The organism is Chromobacterium sp. CV08 (genome assembly GCF_051129845.1).
Lineage (GTDB): Bacteria > Pseudomonadota > Gammaproteobacteria > Burkholderiales > Chromobacteriaceae > Chromobacterium.
Window position 1 is genome coordinate 1,322,414 of record NZ_CP150453.1, and the last position, 18,789, is coordinate 1,341,202.

The 18,789-nt window shown below is 65.3% G+C and carries 18 protein-coding genes; 11 read left to right on the forward strand and 7 right to left on the reverse strand.

The annotated features are described in order from the left end of the window. Window positions 1-25 precede the first annotated feature (25 nt). From glnL to glnA, 3 genes are all read right to left on the reverse strand, one after another. The gene (gene glnL / locus WNM05_RS06280) at window positions 26-1,087 is read right to left on the reverse strand and encodes a nitrogen regulation protein NR(II) (RefSeq protein ID WP_434633473.1); all 1,062 of its coding nucleotides are present in this window, start codon (window positions 1,085-1,087) and stop codon (window positions 26-28) included. A gap of 154 nt (window positions 1,088-1,241) precedes the next feature. Then, entirely contained in the window at window positions 1,242-1,700 is a 459-nt protein-coding gene (locus WNM05_RS06285; protein WP_434633474.1) for a DUF4124 domain-containing protein, read from the reverse strand. A 132-nt stretch (window positions 1,701-1,832) separates the two neighbouring features. Further along, complete coding sequence (gene glnA, locus WNM05_RS06290; RefSeq protein ID WP_434633475.1) at window positions 1,833-3,251, reverse strand: glutamate--ammonia ligase; 1,419 nt, start codon at window positions 3,249-3,251, stop codon at window positions 1,833-1,835. Between the two features lie 272 nt (window positions 3,252-3,523). Here glnA and WNM05_RS06295 point away from each other — a divergent pair, with 272 nt between their 5' ends. The 6 genes from WNM05_RS06295 (at window position 3,524) to WNM05_RS06320 (ending at window position 8,976) form a co-directional block, all read left to right on the forward strand. Continuing rightward, window positions 3,524-3,976 carry a rhodanese-like domain-containing protein gene (locus WNM05_RS06295; RefSeq protein WP_434633476.1) on the forward strand — a complete coding sequence of 151 codons (453 nt, stop codon included), beginning with the start codon at window positions 3,524-3,526 and terminating at the stop codon, window positions 3,974-3,976. A gap of 105 nt (window positions 3,977-4,081) precedes the next feature. After that, the gene (aroE, locus tag WNM05_RS06300; RefSeq protein WP_434633477.1) at window positions 4,082-4,903 is read left to right on the forward strand and encodes a shikimate dehydrogenase; all 822 of its coding nucleotides are present in this window, start codon (window positions 4,082-4,084) and stop codon (window positions 4,901-4,903) included. 161 nt (window positions 4,904-5,064) lie between these two features. After that, the gene (gene mtgA / locus WNM05_RS06305) at window positions 5,065-5,748 is read left to right on the forward strand and encodes a monofunctional biosynthetic peptidoglycan transglycosylase (RefSeq protein WP_434635126.1); all 684 of its coding nucleotides are present in this window, start codon (window positions 5,065-5,067) and stop codon (window positions 5,746-5,748) included. Window positions 5,749-5,960: 212 nt separating this feature from the next. Next, window positions 5,961-7,397, forward strand: a complete 1,437-nt coding sequence (mgtE, locus tag WNM05_RS06310; protein ID WP_434633478.1) for a magnesium transporter — start codon at window positions 5,961-5,963, stop codon at window positions 7,395-7,397. A 7-nt stretch (window positions 7,398-7,404) separates the two neighbouring features. Then, on the forward strand, window positions 7,405-8,226 hold the full coding sequence (gene prmC, locus WNM05_RS06315) for a peptide chain release factor N(5)-glutamine methyltransferase (protein ID WP_434633479.1): 822 nt from the start codon (window positions 7,405-7,407) through the stop codon (window positions 8,224-8,226). Between the two features lie 3 nt (window positions 8,227-8,229). Continuing rightward, a complete protein-coding gene (locus tag WNM05_RS06320) occupies window positions 8,230-8,976 on the forward strand; it encodes a phosphatase PAP2 family protein (RefSeq protein ID WP_434633481.1) in 747 nt (248 codons plus the stop codon). Between the two features lie 67 nt (window positions 8,977-9,043). Here the strand turns inward: WNM05_RS06320 and WNM05_RS06325 are convergent, their stop codons facing one another. Further along, on the reverse strand, window positions 9,044-9,523 hold the full coding sequence (locus tag WNM05_RS06325; RefSeq protein WP_434633483.1) for an FKBP-type peptidyl-prolyl cis-trans isomerase: 480 nt from the start codon (window positions 9,521-9,523) through the stop codon (window positions 9,044-9,046). A 138-nt stretch (window positions 9,524-9,661) separates the two neighbouring features. Here WNM05_RS06325 and WNM05_RS06330 point away from each other — a divergent pair, with 138 nt between their 5' ends. After that, on the forward strand, window positions 9,662-10,795 hold the full coding sequence (locus WNM05_RS06330; RefSeq protein WP_434633485.1) for a JmjC domain-containing protein: 1,134 nt from the start codon (window positions 9,662-9,664) through the stop codon (window positions 10,793-10,795). 727 nt (window positions 10,796-11,522) lie between these two features. Here WNM05_RS06330 and bamC read toward each other — a convergent pair. Both bamC and dapA read right to left on the reverse strand, forming a co-directional pair. Continuing rightward, window positions 11,523-12,638: an outer membrane protein assembly factor BamC gene (gene bamC / locus WNM05_RS06335; RefSeq protein WP_434633487.1), complete on the reverse strand. Its 1,116-nt coding sequence runs from the start codon at window positions 12,636-12,638 to the stop codon at window positions 11,523-11,525. Between the two features lie 26 nt (window positions 12,639-12,664). Continuing rightward, window positions 12,665-13,540 (reverse strand): 4-hydroxy-tetrahydrodipicolinate synthase, encoded by an 876-nt coding sequence (dapA, locus tag WNM05_RS06340; RefSeq protein WP_434633488.1) that lies wholly within the window; start codon window positions 13,538-13,540, stop codon window positions 12,665-12,667. A gap of 310 nt (window positions 13,541-13,850) precedes the next feature. Between dapA and WNM05_RS06345 the strand changes: the two genes are divergently transcribed. The 3 genes from WNM05_RS06345 (at window position 13,851) to arfB (ending at window position 16,916) form a co-directional block, all read left to right on the forward strand. After that, window positions 13,851-15,482, forward strand: coding sequence for an ABC-F family ATPase (locus WNM05_RS06345; RefSeq protein ID WP_434633489.1), 1,632 nt, complete (start codon window positions 13,851-13,853; stop codon window positions 15,480-15,482). A gap of 211 nt (window positions 15,483-15,693) precedes the next feature. Next, a complete protein-coding gene (gene fabG, locus WNM05_RS06350) occupies window positions 15,694-16,434 on the forward strand; it encodes a 3-oxoacyl-ACP reductase FabG (RefSeq protein WP_101707101.1) in 741 nt (246 codons plus the stop codon). A 74-nt stretch (window positions 16,435-16,508) separates the two neighbouring features. Then, window positions 16,509-16,916, forward strand: a complete 408-nt coding sequence (gene arfB / locus WNM05_RS06355; RefSeq protein ID WP_434633490.1) for an alternative ribosome rescue aminoacyl-tRNA hydrolase ArfB — start codon at window positions 16,509-16,511, stop codon at window positions 16,914-16,916. A gap of 69 nt (window positions 16,917-16,985) precedes the next feature. On the opposite strand, the gene cysB is transcribed toward arfB, so the two are convergent. Next, window positions 16,986-17,930, reverse strand: a complete 945-nt coding sequence (gene cysB / locus WNM05_RS06360) for an HTH-type transcriptional regulator CysB (RefSeq protein WP_434633491.1) — start codon at window positions 17,928-17,930, stop codon at window positions 16,986-16,988. A gap of 112 nt (window positions 17,931-18,042) precedes the next feature. Between cysB and WNM05_RS06365 the strand changes: the two genes are divergently transcribed. Then, complete coding sequence (locus tag WNM05_RS06365) at window positions 18,043-18,747, forward strand: phosphoadenylyl-sulfate reductase (protein WP_434633493.1); 705 nt, start codon at window positions 18,043-18,045, stop codon at window positions 18,745-18,747. Window positions 18,748-18,789: the final 42 nt, after the last annotated feature.

Below are 18,789 nucleotides of genomic sequence, written 5' to 3' on the forward strand. Positions count from 1 at the left end.
GGTGTTTCTCCTGTTGTTCTTGTGTTCATCCGGCGGCGTCGGGGCCGAAGGGCAGCAGCACGGTGAAGCAGGTCTGGCCCGGGCGCGATTCGAATTCTATGCCGCCGCCGTGCTGGTGGACGAAGGCCTGCGCCAGCGTCAGCCCCAGCCCGGTGCCTTCGGCGCGACCGGTGACCAGCGGGTAGAAGATGTGCTCGCGGATGTCGTCGGGAATGCCGGGACCGTCGTCGACGATCTGCAATTTCAGTGCCAGCTGGTGGCGCTTGCGCGCCAGCGTGATCTGGCGCGCCACCCGCGTGCGCAGCACGATGCGGCCCTGGCCGCGCAGCGCCTGCACCGCGTTGTTGACGATGTTCAGCACCACCTGGATCAGCTGCTCCTTGTCGGCCGACAGCATCGGCAGGCTGGTGTCGTAGTCGCGCGTCAGCGTCAGGCCCTGCGGATGCTGGGCCAGCGCGATGCTGCGGACCCGCTCCAGCACCTCGTGGATGTTGACCGGGCCGCGGCTGTGGCTGCGGTGCGGCGCCAGCAGGCGGTCCACCAGTGTCTGCAGCCGCCGCGCCTCCTCGGTGATCACCTCGGTGTATTCCTTCAGCTCCGGCCGGTCGGCCAACTCGTGATCCAACAGCTGCGCCGCGCCGCGTATGCCGCCTAGCGGGTTCTTGATCTCGTGCGCCAGGTTGCGGATCAGCTCGCGGTTGGCCTGGTGTTGCAGCAGCGCGCGCTCCTCGTTGGCGATCTTCAACTGCTGGTCCAGCGGTCTGAGCTCGATCAGCGCCAGGCCGCCGTCGGCGTCTATCGGGGTGATGGTCAGCGCCACGTGCAGCGTGGCGCCGCTGTGCTGGGCCTGCAGTTCCAGATCGTGCTCGATATAGCTGGCGCCCTGGCGCAAGGCGGTGTCCAGCGCCTGACGCAGCGCCGGGCAGGGCTGGAACAGCTCGGTCAGGCCGTGGCGCAGCAGCTCGCGGCTGCCCAGCGCCAGCAGGTTCTCGCAGGCGGGGTTGACGAAGCGCAGCGCGGCGTCGGCGTCGCAGATCAGCACCGGGGTGTCGAGCAGCTCCAGTCCGGCAAAGCTGGGTATGGGCATTGGGGTCCGCTTGTGATGATGATGGGCTGGCGGCGGTCGGCCGCGGTCATGCCTCAGCAATAAGCGCGCCAGCCGGCATGAGGCCGGACGACGCGGCGGCGGGCGCCGCCTGCGGGCATGATCGCTTCAGTTTGCACCAAAATGGTGCGAGTGGCTACTGCATGCCCAGTTCGCGCTTCAGCGCGTCGACGTTCTTCTCGCGGTCGGTGACCTCGTTCTGCAGCTTCTGCACGCGGTCGAGGTATTTCTGGTAGTTGCGCGCCTCGTCGCCGAGCCGGACGGCCTTGCCGTCGGTCAGCGCCTTCTTGGCGGCGTCCAGCGCCTTGGACTCGTTGGCCAGTTCCTGCTCCAGAATCTTCTTGCGGCCGCCGTCGCGCTGCTTCTGGGTGTCGGCGTCGATGTTGGGATAGCCGCCGGACGCGGCCGGCTTGGCCGGGGAGGCGCCGCCCTTGCGGCTGGGGTAGGACGACAGGGGATTCAGCTTGATCGGTTGCGCGCCGCGGAGCGGCACATTGGTATAGGTGACGTTGCCGTTCGCGTCGACGTATTTGTAGATGGTGTCGGCCTGGGCGGCGCAGCAGGCCAGCAGCAGACTGAGGGCGAGTGTCTTCATCGTGCGTGACTGGATTAGGGGGCTTCTGCATGATAAGCAAATCCGGCGGCCGCGTCATATGGCGTTGCGGACAGCGGGCGCAAAAACGGCGGCCGTGAGGGCCGCCGTCCGTTCCGCCGCGCCTGGGCAGGCTTACAGCGAGTAGTACATCGCGAATTCCACCGGGTGGGTGGTCATGCGGGCCAGGTTGACTTCCTGCATCTTCAGCTCGATGTAGGCGTCGATCCACTCGTTGGAGAACACGCCGCCGCGGGTCAGGAACTCGCGGTCCTTGTCCAGCGCGTCCAGCGCCTCGTCCAGGCTCGCGCACACGGTCGGGATCAGCTTGTCCTCTTCCGGCGGCAGATCGTACAGGTTCTTGTCGGCGGCGTCGCCCGGGTGGATCTTGTTCTGGATGCCGTCCAGGCCGGCCATCAGCAGCGCCGAGAAGCACAGGTACGGGTTGGCCAGCGGATCCGGGAAGCGCGCTTCGATGCGGCGGGCCTTCGGGCTGGCCACGTGCGGGATGCGGATCGAGGCCGAGCGGTTCTTCGCCGAGTAGGCCAGCTTCACCGGCGCTTCGTAGTGCGGCACCAGGCGCTTGTACGAGTTGGTGCCCGGATTGGTGATGGCGTTCAGCGCCTTGGCGTGCTTGATGATGCCGCCGATGTAGTACAGCGCGGTGTCGGACAGGCCGGCATAGCCGTCGCCGGCGAACAGGTTGACGCCGTCTTTCCAGATCGACTGGTGCACGTGCATGCCGGAGCCGTTGTCGCCGACGATGGGCTTGGGCATGAAGGTGGCGGTCTTGCCGTAGCTGTGGGCGACGTTGTGCACCACGTATTTCAGGATCTGGGTCCAGTCGGCGCGCTGGGTCAGCGTGCTGAAGCGGGTGCCGATCTCGTTCTGGCCGGCGGTGGCCACCTCATGGTGGTGCACCTCGACCGGCACGCCCAGCTCCTCCAGCAGCAGCACCATGGCCGAGCGGATGTCCTGCGAGGAGTCGACCGGCGGAACCGGGAAGTAGCCGCCCTTGACGCCCGGACGGTGGCCCATATTGCCGCCCTCGAACTCCTCGGCCGACGCCCAGGCCGCTTCCTCGGCCTTGATCTTGACGAAGCAGCCGGACATGTCGGTGCCCCAGGTCACGCTGTCGAAGATGAAGAATTCCGGTTCCGGGCCGAAGTAGGCGGTGTCGCCGTGGCCGGACGCCTTCAGATAGGCTTCGGCGCGCTTGGCGATCGAGCGCGGGTCGCGGTCGTAGCCCTTGCCGTCGGCCGGGTCGATCACGTCGCAGTGCATGAACACGGTCGGCTCGTCGAAGAACGGGTCGATGCGGGCGGTGGCCGGATCGGCCATCAGCAGCATGTCGGATGCCTGGATGCCTTTCCAGCCGGCGATGGAGGAGCCGTCGAAAGCGTGGCCGCGCTCGAACCAGTCGTCGGCGTCTTCCAGCAGCACATGGGCCGGGATGGAGACGTGCTGTTCTTTGCCGCGGGTGTCGGTAAAGCGCAGATCGACAAATTTGACGTCGTTTTCTTGGATCAGCTTGACTACGTCGGCTACTGCCATGGTTTATCTCCTGAAAGGCAACGTGCACCCAAGGGCAAGTGCGTAAAAATCGGTACGCCCGGCATTAAGCAGGAAGCGTGCCAGCTCCAGAATCGCTGCTGCTGCATTGTGTCATAGCCGAATGGGCTTAGCCAGCCGGCCGGAATGCGCGCCGGCGGGCCAAGATGGTGCCGGCAATGTCGTCCTGCACCATTCTGGTGCGATTTGCCAGCGGCGGCGGCCGGGCAGATAATCGCCAACATAGGCGATCCGTGTTGCAGGAGGAAAACAGCATGAGCAAAACGAGTCAGATACTGCAGGCCGCGCACAGGCGCGCCGAGCAGCTGGGCCTGCCCTATAGCGGTGCGGTCCTGCCCGACGAGGCTTACGAATTGATGCAGGGCCTGCCCAAGGCGGTGCTGCTGGATGTGCGCAGCCACGCCGAATGGCAATTCGTCGGCACGGTGCCGCAGGCCGTCAACATCGAGTGGCGCAGCTATCCCGGCATGGCGCCGAACCCGCATTTCCTGGCCCAGCTGACCCAGCAGGTCGATCCGGAGGCGGTGCTGCTGGTGATGTGCCGTTCCGGCGCCCGCTCCGACCAGGTGGCGCGGCTGGCGGCGGCCAACGGCTACAGCGAGGTGTACAACGTGCTCGAGGGCTTCGAGGGCGATCTGGACGCCGACGGCCACCGCAACTCGGTCGGCGGCTGGCGCCAGCGCGGCCTGCCGTGGGTGCAGGGCTGAGCCGCGACGCGCGCCGCGGTTGAAGTTTGCGTCATTAAACGGCAAAGTGTCGCTTGAAGCGCTGCGTCGCCGCAGACCAACCATTCAGACATTGGAAAGCCGGACATGACCGACCGTTACGCCGTTATCGGCAACCCGATCTCCCACAGCCAGTCGCCGTTCATCCACGAGGAGTTCGCCCGGGCCACGGGCCAGGACATCCGCTACGAAAGGCTGTCCGCCGAACTGGGCCACTTCGGCGAAGCGGTGGACGCGTTCGTCGCCAGCGGCGCCAAGGGCTTGAACATCACGCTGCCGTTCAAGGGCGACGCCTTCCGCTACGCGTCCGAGCTCACCGAGCGGGCGCGCGCCGCCGAGGCGGTGAACACGCTGACCTTCCGCGACGGCAAGGTGTACGGCGACAATACCGACGGCGTCGGCCTGGTGCGCGACATCGTCGAGAACCTGGATTACCCGATCGCCGGCCAGCGCGTGCTGATACTCGGCGCCGGCGGCGCGGTGCGCGGCGTGCTGGAGCCGATACTGGAGCAGAAGCCGGCCAGCCTGACCATAGCCAACCGCACCGTGATCAAGGCCGAGGCGCTGGCGCATCATTTCGCGCGCTGGGGAAAGGTCGAGGCCGTCGGCTATCCGGCGCTGGAGCGCCGCAGCTTCGACATCGTCATCAACGCCACCTCGACCAGCCTGAACAACGAGATGCCGCCGCTGCCGCACGGCGTGTTCACGCCGCGCACGCTGGCTTACGACATGGTGTACGGCAGCGGCCTGACGCCGTTCCTGCAGCGCGCCCAGGGCGAGAACGCCGGCATGCTGGCCGACGGCCTGGGCATGCTGGTGGAGCAGGCGGCCGAGTCGTTCTCGATCTGGCGCGGCATCCAGCCGGAAACGCGCAAGGTGACCAATATGCTGAGGGAAGTGCTGGCCTGACGGCGATCCGCCGTACTGCTGTGCCATCCCCGCAATAGTAAAGAGGGCCGCCGCGGCGGCCCTTGTTTGAACCCGGTCTGCCGCTGAGCGGCCAGCGGGTCGCACGCATGCCGTACTGCACGGGATGCGTATCACGAGGTCCTCGCTCCGCGAGTTGCATGATGCGTCTTTTCCTGAAAATCCTGGCGGTCCTGATGGCCGCCTTTGTGCTTTATAACCTGTGGGTGTTCGGCCATATCCTGTATTGGCGCGACCACAATCCCGATGCCAGCTCCTTCATGAACGAGCAGCTGGCCAGACTGAAGAAGGACGACCCGGAGGCCGAGCTCAGCCACCAGTGGGTGCCTTACGCCAGGATATCGCCGAATCTGAAGCGGGCGCTGATCGCGTCCGAGGACGCGAAGTTCGTCGATCACGAGGGTTTCGACTGGGACGGCATCGAAGCGGCGTTCGAGAAGAACCTGAAAAAGGGCCGGATCGTCGCCGGCGGCTCCACCATCAGCCAGCAGCTGGCGAAGAACCTGTTCCTGTCCAGCGGCAAGACGCCGTGGCGCAAACTGGAGGAGGCGCTGATCACGGTGATGCTGGAAACCGCGATGGACAAGCGCCGCATCTACGAGATCTATCTGAACGTGATCGAATGGGGCGACGGCGTGTTCGGCGCCGAGGCCGCCGCGCGCTACTATTTCCGCACCGGCGCCTCCCGGCTGTCGTCGTTCCAGGCGGCCAAGCTGGCCGCGATGGTGCCGAATCCTCGCTACTACGACGCCCACCGCAACGCGCCGGGCCTGGCCCGCAAGACCCGCATCATCCAGCGCCGGATGGCTTACGTCGAGCTGCCCTGATCCGGCCGGGTCCGGTCGGCCAGGGGGCTGCCGGCTGGAAGCCCGTTGCGGCGCCATGTTACAATCGCGACTTTCTTTATCGCGCCGCGGGCTCGCCGCGGCCAAGGCAATGGACTTACCCAGTTACCCCGTAATCCAATCCCGTATCATTCTATAAAGTCCCGCCTCACACCGTCGGCCTCCGTGCGCCCCGTGGGCGGAAGGAGACGTGCATGACGGTTGCCTTCAAGCAACAATCCGCCGATCGTCTGCAGGAAAGCCTGGGCCTGGTGCAGCGCCTGATCGAGCGCCAGCGCCAGCTCGAACATCTGATGGCGAGGCAGGACGCGGCCGATGCCGCCGATCCGCAGGCGCCGCAACACAATCTGCTGGAACTGGGCCAGAAGCTTGCCCAGCTTCATCCGGCCGACATCGCCCACGTGCTGGAGGCGCTGCCGCTGGAGGACAGGTTGCTGGCCTGGGATCTGACCGATCCGGCGCGCGACGGCGCCGTGCTGCTGGAAGTGTCCGACGCGGTGCGCGAGTCGCTGATCGAGGTGATGGACGCGGATCAGCTGGTCGCTGCCCTGGCCGGCCTGGATGCCGACGAACTGGCCGAGCTGGCGCCCGATCTGCCGCGCCAGGTGGTCTACGAGGCGATGGGGCGGCTGGACGAGGAAGAGCGCGGCCAGCTGCAGGCGGTGCTGTCCTACGACGACGACCGCGTCGGCGCGCTGATGGACTTCGAGCTGGTGACGATACGCGCCGATGTCAGCTGCGAGGTGGTGCTGCGCTACCTGCGCCGCTTCGACGAGCTGCCGGGCCAGACCGACAAGATCTTCGTCACCGACGAGGCCGGCCTGCTGAAGGGCGTGCTGCCGGTGCGCAAGCTCTTGGTGTCCGACCCGGACACGCTGGTGGAGGAGGCGATGGCCACCGAGGTGGTCAGCTTTCATCCGGACGAGGCGGCGGTGGACGCCGCGCTGGCCTTCGAGCGCTACGACCTGGTGACGGCGCCGGTGGTCGACGAGCGCGGCGCGCTGCTCGGACGGCTGACGGTGGACGCGATGGTGGACGTGATACGCGAGGAGTCCGACAGCGAGATGCTGAACCTGGCCGGCCTGAAGGAAGAGGAAGACCTGTTCGCGCCGGTGATGGATTCGGTCCGCAACCGCTGGGCCTGGCTGGCGATCAATCTGGGCACCGCCTTCTTCGCCTCGCGCGTGATCGGCGCCTTCGAGCACTCGATCGCCAAGCTGGTGGCGCTGGCCGCGCTGATGCCCATCGTCGCCGGCATAGGCGGCAACTCCGGCAACCAGACCATCACGATGATCGTGCGCGCGCTGGCGATGGGCCAGATGCGGCCCGGCCAGGCCGGCCGGCTGTGGCGCAAGGAACTGGGGGTCAGCGTGATCAACGGCATGGTCTGGGGCAGCGTCATCGGCGCGGTGGCCTGGCTGCTCTACGGCAGCGCCTCGCTGGGCCTGGTGATGCTGGCGGCGATGACGCTGAACCTGATGCTGGCCGCCACGATGGGGGTGATGATCCCGACGCTGATGCAGAAGCTGGGCAAGGACCCGGCGCTGGGTTCCAGCGTGCTGATCACCGCCTGCACCGACTCCGGCGGCTTTTTGATATTCCTGGGGCTGGCCACCCTGTTCCTGCTGTAATAGAACGATGCCGACGATAGAACAGGCGCTGCGGCGCCATCCCCTGCCCAGGCTGGAATCCCGGATGCTGCTGATGCATGCCTGGCCCGGTCTGACCCACGCCGCCATCATCGGCCACCCGGAACGCGAGCTGCCGGCCGACGCCGCCGCCGTCTTCGAGGCGCTGGCTGCGCGCCGGCTGGCCGGTGAGCCGATGGCCTATCTGCTGGGCGTGCGGGAATTCTACGGCCGCGACTTCCGGGTGAGCCCGGCGGTGCTGATTCCGCGCCCGGAAACCGAACATCTGATCGAACTGGCGCTGGACAAGGTGGACCGGACCGCGCCGGCGAGGGTGCTGGACCTGGGCACCGGCAGCGGCATCGTCGCCGTCACGCTGGCGCTGGAGGCGGCGCCGTGGTCGGTCTGCGCCGTCGATGTCTCAGCCGAGGCGCTGGCCGTCGCGCGCGACAACGCCGAGACGCTCGCCGCCGGCGTCGACTTCAGGCTGGGCAGCTGGTTCGAGCCGCTGGACGCCGACGCCGGCTTCGAGCTGATCGCGTCCAACCCGCCGTATATCGAGCGTGACGACCGTCATCTGGACGAGGGCGATCTGCGCTTCGAGCCGCGGGGCGCGCTGACCGACGAGGCCGACGGTCTGGCCTGTCTGCGCGAGATCGCCGGCGGCGCGCCGCGGCGGCTGGCCGCCGGCGGCTGGCTGATGGTCGAGCACGGCTACGACCAGGGCGAGGCGGTGCGCGGCCTGTTCGCCGCCGCCGGCCTGGAGCGGGTGGAGACCATCCGCGACCTGGCCGGACAGGACCGCATCACCATCGGGCGGAAGGCGGGTTGAGCCATGTACCGGCTTAGCCGATTCTGGCCGGCCATTCTGTTGGCCGCATTGAGCGCGGTCCTGCTGGCCTGGCCGCAGGCCAACCGCCAGCTGTTTCTTTTTCTGCATCCGCTGTCGCACCATCTGCCGGCGCCGTTGTGGCGCTTCTTCAGCGTGTTCGGCGATTGGCCGACCGTGCTGGCGCTGATGCTGGCGCTATGCTGGCGCGAACCGCGGCGTTTGCCGGCGCTGATCGTCGGCGGCGTGGCGGCCATCGCGCTGGCGGCATCGCTGAAGGCCGGTTTCGCCGTGCCCAGGCCGCCGCAGGTGCTGCCGCAGGGCATGGTGGATTTGCTGGACCGCTTGCCCGGCAACGGCTCCTTCCCTTCCGGCCACGCGATGGCTTCCGCCGCGCTGGCCACCCTCGCCTGGCGGGGCATAGGCTGGGGCAGGGCGGCCGCATGGCTGCCGCTGGTCGCGCTGGTGATGCTGTCAAGGATCGCCATCGGCGTGCACTGGCCGCTGGATCTGCTGGTGGGCGCGCTGCTGGGCTGGGGAACGATGAGGCTGGCGCTGCGTTTTGCCTGGCCGGACGGCTGGCCGCGCGACATCGCGCGCACGGCGGAGCTGATCCTGCTGGTGTTGCTGGCCGGCGCGCTGGCATGGCTGTTGGGGCACCGCGGCGTATTCGCCGAGTACTGGCTGCGCGCGGCGATCGAAGGCGGCGTGCTGTTGTTCGGGTTCTGGCGTTTTGCCCGTTCAGGGCACTGAGGGCAGATAAAAAGCGGCCATGGGCCGCTTTTGTCAGACTGGGCGGCGTGGGCCGCCGCGAGCCGGATCAGTGGTGATGGCCGTGTTCGCCGTGGGCGTGGCCGTGGCTGATCTCGTCGGCGCTGGCGGCGCGGACTTCGACCACCTTGGCGGCGAAGCGGATGCTCATGCCGGCCAGCGGGTGGTTGGCGTCGACGATGGCCTTGCCGTCGGCGATGTCGGTGACGCGGAACAGCAGCAGTTCGCCGGTTTCCGGATCGTCGGCTTCGAAGACCATGCCGACTTCGACGTCGGCCGGGAACACTTCCAGGTCTTCCACGCGGATCAGCTCTTCTTCCGGATCGCCGAAAGCGTCATCGGCGGTCAGCTTGACGTCGACGGCGTCGCCGGCGTTCTTGCCTTCCAGCGCCTCTTCCACCAGCGGGAAGATGCCATCGTAGCCGCCGTGCAGGTAGCTGATCGGCTCTTCGGTCTTGTCGAGCAGGTTGTTGTCGGCGTCGAACATTTCGTAGTGGAGCGTGACGATGGTGTTTTTGGCGATTTGCATGAGTTCGGTATCCGTGATGGATGGTGAAAAAACTTGACAGGGACGGTCCCGAGGGTGTTCCTTCCACCGCAAGATAGGGCGCGTAGGCGTCAGGCCGTATTGTAAACCATAGATGGGCGCCAAGGCCCGTAAAAGCTGATGAATACCACAACCTTGCTGGGCGGCATGTCGCCCGAACAATTTCTGGCCGAATACTGGCACAAGAAGCCGCTGCTGATCCGGGACGCGCTGAGCGATGTCGGTCCGCACGTGGACTTTTCCATGCTGTCCGAGCTGGCGCAGCGCGACGACGCCGAGTCGCGGCTGATCGAGTACAAGAAGGAGCGCTGGCACCTGGAGCGCGGCCCGTTCCGCGCGTCCCGCTTCCGCCGGCTGGCCGACACCGACTGGACGCTGCTGGTGCAGGGCGTCAACCATCTGCTGCCGCACATCGACGACATCCTGTGGCGCTTCGACTTCATCCCTTATGCCAGGCTCGACGATCTGATGATCAGCTATGCTCCGCCTGGCGGAACGGTCGGGCCGCATTTCGACGCCTACGACGTGTTCCTGCTGCAGGTGGGCGGCAAGAAGCGCTGGCAGATCTCGTCGCAGAGCGACGCCGACTTCATCGAGGACGCGCCTATCCGCGTGCTGAAGGACTTCCGGATGGAGCAGGAGTTCGTGCTGGAGCATGGCGACATGCTGTATCTGCCGCCGCGCTGCGCCCACTACGGCGTGGCGCTGGAACCCGGCATGACCTACTCGATCGGCTTCAGGGCGCCGCCGGCGCAGGAGCTGGCGACGCAGTTCCTGGTCTATCTGCAGGACCGCGTCTGCGTCGACGGCGTCTACGCCGATCCGGACCTGAAGCGGCCGACCGATCCGGCGCGGATAGGCGACGACATGGTGGCGCAGGTGTCGCGGCTGCTGTCGCAGATAGGCTGGGACGAGGACACCGTGCGCGATTTCCTCGGCCACTATCTGACCGAACCGAAGGCGCACGTGTTCTACGACGCGCCGGAAGACGAACTGGACGAGGATGAATTCGCCGAGGCGGTGGCCGACGGCGGCCTGGTGCTGGACCGCAAGAGCCAGATCCTGTTCTGCGGCGACGGCGTCTACTGCAATGGCGAGAAGCTGGACGCGGCGTCCGGCGACCTGGCGGCCTGGCGGGATTTCGGCAACCGGCGCAGCCTGTCGGCCGGCGAATATTCGGAGACTATGCTGTCCTTGTTGTACGACGGTTACCTGTCAGGTTATTGGCATTTGCCAGCCGATGTAGCACAATAACAACAGTTTTGGCGTTTGTATCGGATCGGCGACGCGCGGGACGGCCGAATTTGGGGTTCGAACACCCGTTTTTGTGTCTATCCTCTTGCTTGCCGGGCTTTGGTCGGCGATGTGGTTTTTTTAGATTTTTGCCCTCTATACAGCCATTTTTTTCGTGATACAATTTGCTCACTGATGGATTTTCAGTCGCCCGGCTTATTGTCGAGACCGTGCGATAACTGACGTCTTGTTCAACTTATCCTCAAAGGTAAAGAAAAAATGAAACAGTCGCTCCTCGTTGCTGCCCTGCTGGCCGTAGCCCTGTCCGCTTGCGGTAAGAAAGAAGCCCCGGCTGAAGCTTCCGCTCCGGCAGTTGAAGCTTCCGCTCCGGCCGCTTCCGCTCCGGCTGCTGAGGCTTCCGCTCCGGCCGCTTCCGCTCCGGCTGCTGACGCTTCCGCTCCGGCTGCTTCCGCTGCCAAGTAATTCGCGGCGAGCAACTCCGAAAAAACCGGCTTCGGCCGGTTTTTTTGCGTCCATCGATTGGCGGCTGTTAGCAACAGTTGTAAATTTGGTGGAAAAACCACAGAAATTATCGCGGAATACAAAACGTTACATATTATGTCCGGCAATCGTCTCGATGGCGCGCCGCTGCGGTATTCGATGCCGCCCGCCGGTCAAACAGATGTGCCGTGCATAAAAAACAGCCCGCTTTCGCGGGCTGTGGTGTTTTTGGCCGTCTGCTGTTGCATTACTGCAGTTCGGTCTGCAGCTTGCCCAGGGCGGTCTTGACGAAATCGTCGGCCAGCGGCTTGCCCTGCTTGTCCTGGATCTGCAGCGCGGTGGTGCCGTTGCCTTGCTCCTGCAGCTTGATCCGGTATTCCGGCTCGGTCGGCTTGACCGCCTTGCCGTCGTCGCTCTTCCAGAACGCCAGGCTGGACCAGAATCCGCCGCCGGACTCCTTGCTGTCGGTCTCGCCCTTGGCCGGCTTGACGTAGTACAGGCCCTGCGAGCGGTCGCGGTCGGTGACCACCAGGCCGACGCGGTCCAGCGCCAGGCCGACGCGGCGCCAGGCGCGGTCGAAGCCGTCGGACAGCTGCAGCTGGCCGTCGACGATGGGGTCCTGCGGCTTGGCCGGCGCCGCCAGCGTCTGCTTGACCTGTTCCTTGGCCTTCTCCTCGGTCATGCCGAGACGGACCATGAAGCGGCCCAGCAGCTCGGCCTCGAGGTTCGGATCGGTCGGGCGCGGCTGCCACACGGTATTGGTCTTGCTGCTGTCGGCGTAGACTTCTTCCATGCCGCGCTGCGAGAAGTAGACCTCGGTGCCCTGCGGCGTGTTCTCCAGGCGGATGCGGAACTTGTCGCGCTCGCCGGTCGAGTAGACGCTGCCGAGGCCGACGGTTTCCAGCAGCTTGCGCAGGCCGTCGTTCGGCAGCTTGGCGCGGTTTTCGGCCCAGTCGGTTTCCATGATGCCGAGGCTGGGATCCTCGGACTTGATCACGAAGCCGTTTTCCTGCCAGAACGCCTTCAGCACCGGCCACAGCTCGGCGGCCTTCTTGTTGCCGACCAGCAGCCAGCGCTGCGTGCCGGCGCGTTCCATGCGGACATTGTCCAGCTGGTTGATCGCCACCGGCGACGTGGCCGAGGCGACGGCCGGATCGGCGCTGGCGGTGGTGACGCCGCCGGGCAGATTGTACTTGTTCTGGATTTGCGGCGCGGTCAGGTCCGGCGGCACCTCCAGGCTGTTGGCGGTCGGCTTCGGAGCGTCGGACTTGTAATCCAGCGGCTTGCTAAGCGGTTCGGTGCTGCTGCAAGCGGCCATGAGGCCGGTTGCCACCAGGATAGCGACGGACGCGCTGCGTTTCATGCGGACTCCCATCATGCAGGGGATGATCAAAGGACTTCGGCTTGTTTCATCGCCGCGACGACGACAGCCTCGGAGGCGGCGTCTAGCGGCGTGAGCGGCAGGCGGATGCCGGCGGGGATGCGCTGCATCCTGGCCAGCGCCCACTTGGCCGGAATAGGGTTGGGTTCGACGAACAGCTGCTTGTGCAGGCCTTGCAGCTTGTCGTTGATCGCGCGGGCACGGCCGACGTCGCCGGCGGTGGCGGCCACGCACAATTCGCTCATCTGCTTCGGCGCGATATTGGCGGTGACCGAGATCACGCCGTGGCCGCCGCACAGCATGAAGGCCATGCCGGTGGCGTCGTCGCCTGAGTACAGCGCGAAGTCGGCCGGCGCGCGCAGCGCCAGGTCGCAGGCGCGGCCGATGTCGCCGGTGGCGTCCTTCAGGCCGACGATGTTCGGATGGGCCGCCAGGCGCAGCGCGGTGTCGTTGCTCATGTCGGCGACGGTGCGGCCGGGAACGTTGTACAGGATCACCGGCAGCGGACTCGCGTCGGCGATGGCCTTGAAGTGCTGGTAGATGCCTTCCTGGGTCGGCTTGTTGTAGTAGGGCACCACGGACAGCACCATGTCGGCGCCGGCCTCGGCCGACAGCCGGCCCAGCTCGATGGCCTCGCTGGTGGCGTTGCCGCCGGCGCCGGCGATCACCTTGACCCGGCCCTTGGCATACTCGGCCACCGCTTTGACGACTTCGATGTGCTCTTCGACCGACAGCGTGGCCGATTCGCCGGTGGTGCCGACGGCGACGATGCCGGAAGTGCCGTTCTCGATGTGGAACTCAACCAATCGTTGCAACGCCGCAAAGTCCACCGCTCCATCGTTCGACATCGGTGTTACAAGCGCTACCAAGCTGCCGGTAAGCATAGTTCTGCCTATTGGGATAAGGATTTACAAGGTTTACGATTGTAGCGGAATTCGTCTGGCTGGCAAAAGTTCGTGAGCCGGCGCCGCGCTGAACTTAGGGGAACGGCCCCCATTGTGATAGAATCCTTCGTTTTTCCGATACTTAGAATCTGTTCGAGATCTTGCCTGGCGGCGGCCGCTCGATGCCCGTCGCGGGGGCATTCGCCGTCCTAGGCGTTCGACGAAGCGACGCGCCGGCGGAATGCGGCCCCGGGACGCCCGCCGAAAGATCTCCGACAGGTTCACGGCCCTGGCTGAAGGATCTCCAAGCGTGATTACCACTAGCAATATTACGATGCAGTTTGGCGTCAAACCCTTGTTCGAAAAGGTGACCGTCAAATTCGGCGAAGGCAACCGTTACGGCCTGATCGGCGCCAACGGTTCCGGCAAATCCACTTTCATGAAAATCCTCGGCGGCGATCTGGAGCAGACCGCCGGCGAAGTCGCCATCGAGAACGGCCTGCGTCTCGGCAAGCTGCGCCAGGACCAGTTCGGCTACGAAGACCAGCGCGTCATCGACGTGGTGATGATGGGCCACACCGAGATGTGGGCGGCGATGAGCGAACGCGACGCCATCTACGCCAATCTGGAAGCCACCGAAGACGACTATATGCGCGCGGCCGATCTGGAGGCCAAGTTCGCCGAATACGACGGCTACACCGCCGAGGCGCGCGCCGGCGAATTGCTGATGGGCGTCGGCATCCCGGTCGAGCAGCATTTCGGCCCGATGAGCGAAGTGGCTCCGGGCTGGAAGCTGCGGGTGCTGCTGGCGCAGGCGCTGTTCTCCAATCCGGACATCCTGCTGCTCGACGAGCCGACCAACAACCTGGACATCAACACCATCCGCTGGCTGGAGCATGTGCTGAACGAGCGCAACTCCACGATGATCATCATCTCGCACGACCGCCACTTCCTGAACTCGGTCTGCACCCACATGGCCGACCTGGACTACAACACCATCCGCATCTATCCGGGCAATTACGACGACTACATGATCGCGTCGGCCCAGGCCCGCGAACGCCAGCTGTCGTCGAACAGCAAGGCCAAGGAGCGCATCCAGGAACTGCAGGAGTTCGTGGCCCGCTTCTCCGCCAACAAGTCCAAGGCCCGCCAGGCGACTTCCCGTCTGAAGCAGGTGGACAAGCTGAAGTCCGAGATGGTCGAAGTGAAGCCGTCCAGCCGCCAGAACCCGTTCATCCGCTTCGAGATGGACGACAAGTTCAAGCTGCACCGCCAGGCCGTCGAAGTGGAAGGCCTGAACAAGGCCTACGACAGCAAGGTGCTGTTCAAGGACCTGAACCTGATCCTGGAGGCCGGCGCGCGTCTGGCCATCATCGGCCCGAACGGCGCGGGCAAGACCTCGCTGGTCAAGCTGTTGGCCGGCGCTTTCGAGCCCGCCTACGCCGAAGGCCTGAGCGCCGACCGCGGCACGATCAAGTGGGCGGAAAAGGCCCAGATCGGCTACTTCGCCCAGGATCACGAGGCGGATTTCGACAGCGACGCCACGCTGACCGAGTGGATGCGCGAGTGGGGCCAGGAAGGCGACGACGAGCAGGTGATCCGCGGCACGCTGGGCCGCCTGCTGTTCGGCGGCGACGAGGTCGGCAAGCCGGTGCGCGTGCTGTCCGGCGGCGAGAAGGGCCGCATGCTGTACGGCAAGCTGATCCTGCAGAAGCCCAATGTGATGATCATGGACGAGCCGACCAACCACATGGACATGGAGTCCATCGAGTCGCTGAACATGGCGCTGGAAAAGTACAAGGGCACGCTGATCTTCGTGTCCCACGACCGTCAGTTCGTCAGCTCTCTGGCCACCCACGTGCTGGAGCTGGACGGCAAGGGCGGCTACGACTACTACACCGGCAACTATGAGGATTACCTGGCCAGCAAGGGCCTGGAATAATCCGGTTACGGCCTGTCACAGGCCGTAGCTTTACCGGCGGGAGGGCGTGCGCTATATTGCAGCGCACAAACTCCCGCTTTTCATATGCGCCGCGCGCGGCGCGACAACAATAATCAGGAACCGGCCGGGAGGGTCGATGCTGGAGGCATCTCGTGCTCATCCGTCCAGGAGGCCTGATGAGATCTGCAAAGCGGTAAGAGAAGGAAATATCATGCGTCTAAAAGGGAAAGTGTCCATCATCACCGGCTCGGCCAGCGGCATCGGCAAGGCCACGGCGGAAAAGTTCGTCAAGGAGGGCGCCATCGTCGCGGTGTGCGACCTGGACCAGGAGGCGGTCAAGACCGTCGTCGACGAATTGAAGGCCCTGGGCGGCGAGGCCTACGGCTACAAGGTGGACGTCACCAACAAGGGCCAGATCGCCGAAATGGTGGCCGACCTGAAAAACCGCTGCGGCCGCATCGACGTGCTGGTTAACAACGCCGGCATCGTCCAGGACGCGCAGCTGATCAAGATGAGCGAAGACCAGTTCGACAAGGTGATCGACATCAATCTGAAGGGCGTCTACAACTGTGCCCGCGCCGTGGTGGACACGATGGTGGAGCAGGGCGGCGGCGTGATCCTGAACGCCTCGTCGGTGGTCGGCGTCTACGGCAATTTCGGCCAGACCAACTACGCGGCCGCCAAGTTCGGCGTGATCGGCTTCGTGAAGACCTGGGCCAAGGAGCTGGGAAAGAAGGGCATACGCGCCAATGCGGTGTGCCCGGGCTTCGTCGCGACGCCGATACTGAAGGCGATGCCGGAAAAAGTGCTGCAGGCGATGGAAGACAAGGTGCCGATGCGCCGCATGGCCGATCCGGCCGAAATCGCCAACGTCTACGCCTTCCTGGCGTCCGACGAGGCCAGCTACATCAACGGCGCGGCCATCGAGGTGACCGGCGGCCTGACCTTGTAAGACCGTCGCGGGAATCGCCGCGCCGACCGGCGGCGAGTCCCGCGGAGTCCTGCAAGCCGCGGAACCATGTATATATGAGTGTCAAAACCTTTGTCGTCGCCGAGGACGAAGTCGAGTTGAGCGCCATCCGGGCCCAGGGCGCCGGCGGGCAGAACGTCAACAAGGTGTCGTCGGCGATACACCTGCGCTTCGACGTGCGCGCCTCTTCGCTGCCGGACTGGCTGAAGGTGAGGCTGCTGCGGCTGGCGGACCAGCGCGTCAGCAAGGACGGCACGGTGGTGATCAAGGCCCAGCAATACCGCACCCAGGAACTGAACCGGGCCGACGCGCTGGCGCGGCTGCAGGCCTTGATAGACGAGGTCGGCCATACGGCGAAGGCCAGGCGGGCGACCAAGCCGACCTTCGGCTCGAAGCAGCGCCGGCTGGCCAGCAAGGCCAAGCACGGCGGGACCAAGGCCCTGCGCGGGAAAGTGGATTTTTGACGACGGGGCCGCTGCGGCCGACAGGAAAACGCCCCGAGCGCATGCCGGGGCGTTTTGCTTGGGCGCGGCCTAGTCGTCCAGCGAGCCGTCGTGCGCCAGCAGCGCCGAGTCGACCTCGCGCCGGTGCAGATGCGGCGCGAACAGCTCGATGAAGGTGTAGGCGAAGCCGCGCAGATAGGCGTCCTTGCGTATGCCTATCTTGGTGGTCGACGGGTCGAACAGATGGCCGGCGTCTATCGCCACCAGATTATGGTCGCGCTCCGGCTCGAAGGCCATGCTGGCGATGATGCCTATGCCCAGGCCCAGCGAGACATAGGTCTTGATCACGTCGGTGTCTATCGCGGTCAGCACCACATTCGGCGTCAGGCCCTGATCGGAGAAGGATTTGTTGATCTTCGAGCGGCCGGCGAAGGCGAAGTCGTAGGTGACGATGGGATACGCCGCGATGTCGGCCAGCGTGATCTCCCGTTCCAGCGTCGTCAGCGGATGGCCGCGCGGCACCACCAGCGAGCGGTTCCACTCGTAACAGGGCAGCATCGCCAGTTCCTTGTACAGCGAGATGCCCTCGGTGGCGATGGCGAGGTCGGCCTCGCCGGACACCACCATGTCGCAGATCTGCGTCGGGCTGCCCTGCTTCAGCGACAGCCGCACCTTGGGATAGCGGCGGACGAATTCGGCGATCGCCTGCGGCAGCGCGTAGCGGGCCTGGGTGTGCGTGGTGGCGATGGTCAGCGCGCCCTCGGACTCGCGAGAGAACTCGTCGCCGACGCGCTTCAGGTTCTGCGCCTCGCGCAGGATGCGCTCGGAGATGCGCAGCACCTCCTTGCCCGGCTCGGACACCGACACCACCCGCTTGCCGTTGCGAATGAAGACCTGGATGCCGAGCTCGTCCTCGAGCAGGCGGATCTGTTTCGAAATGCCCGGCTGCGAGGTGTGAAGCTTCTCGGCGGCTTCGGAAACATTGAGCCCCTGTTTGGCCACTTCCACCAGATAGCGCAGTTGTTGTAGCTTCATGTTGACGGCCTGTTCTCTATAAAACCTGTAGTCATTAAATACTAACACAATATTCTTTTAGGTTTATAAGCGCTTTGGTTAGGATAAGCTCGAACCATCCCCGGAGCGCTCGATGAGCCTGGAGTCCAAACTAGCCGCCACCACGGCCCTGCTGAAAACCGTCGCCGTCGAGCACCCCGACGCGGTGCTGGCCAACAGCTACGGCGCCGAAGACATGGTGCTGACCGATCTGATCGCCGGCCTCGGCCTGCCGCTGGAAAGCTTCAGCCTCGACACCGGCCGTCTGCCGGCGGAAACCTACGATCTGATGCAGCGGGCCGCCGAACGCTATCCGCACCATCCGGTCAGGGTCTATTTCCCCGAAACCGCGGCCGTCGAACAATACGTCAATTTCCACGGCATCAACGGTTTCTACCAGAGCGTCGAACTGCGCAAATCCTGTTGCCAGGTCCGCAAGCTGGAGCCGTTGAAGCGCGCGCTGGCCGGCCGCTCGGCCTGGATCGTCGGCCTGCGCCGCCAGCAGTCGCCGACGCGGCAGGACCTGGTCGACAAGGAATACGACGCCGACAACGGCCTGCTCAAGTTCAGTCCGCTGCTGGACTGGACCGAGGCCGATGTGTGGCAGTACCTGCGCGAGCGTCAGGTGCCGTACAACGCGCTGCACGACAAGCACTATCCGTCGATAGGCTGCGCGCCCTGTACCCGCGCCATCAGCGTAGGCGAGGACGTCCGCGCCGGCCGCTGGTGGTGGGAAAACCCGGAAACCAAGGAGTGCGGACTGCACGCGAAGTCCAGTCCGCTGCCACGCCCCGTCTGACCCGCCGGCTGCAGCCGTCGGCATTCCCGCTGGAATCCAAAC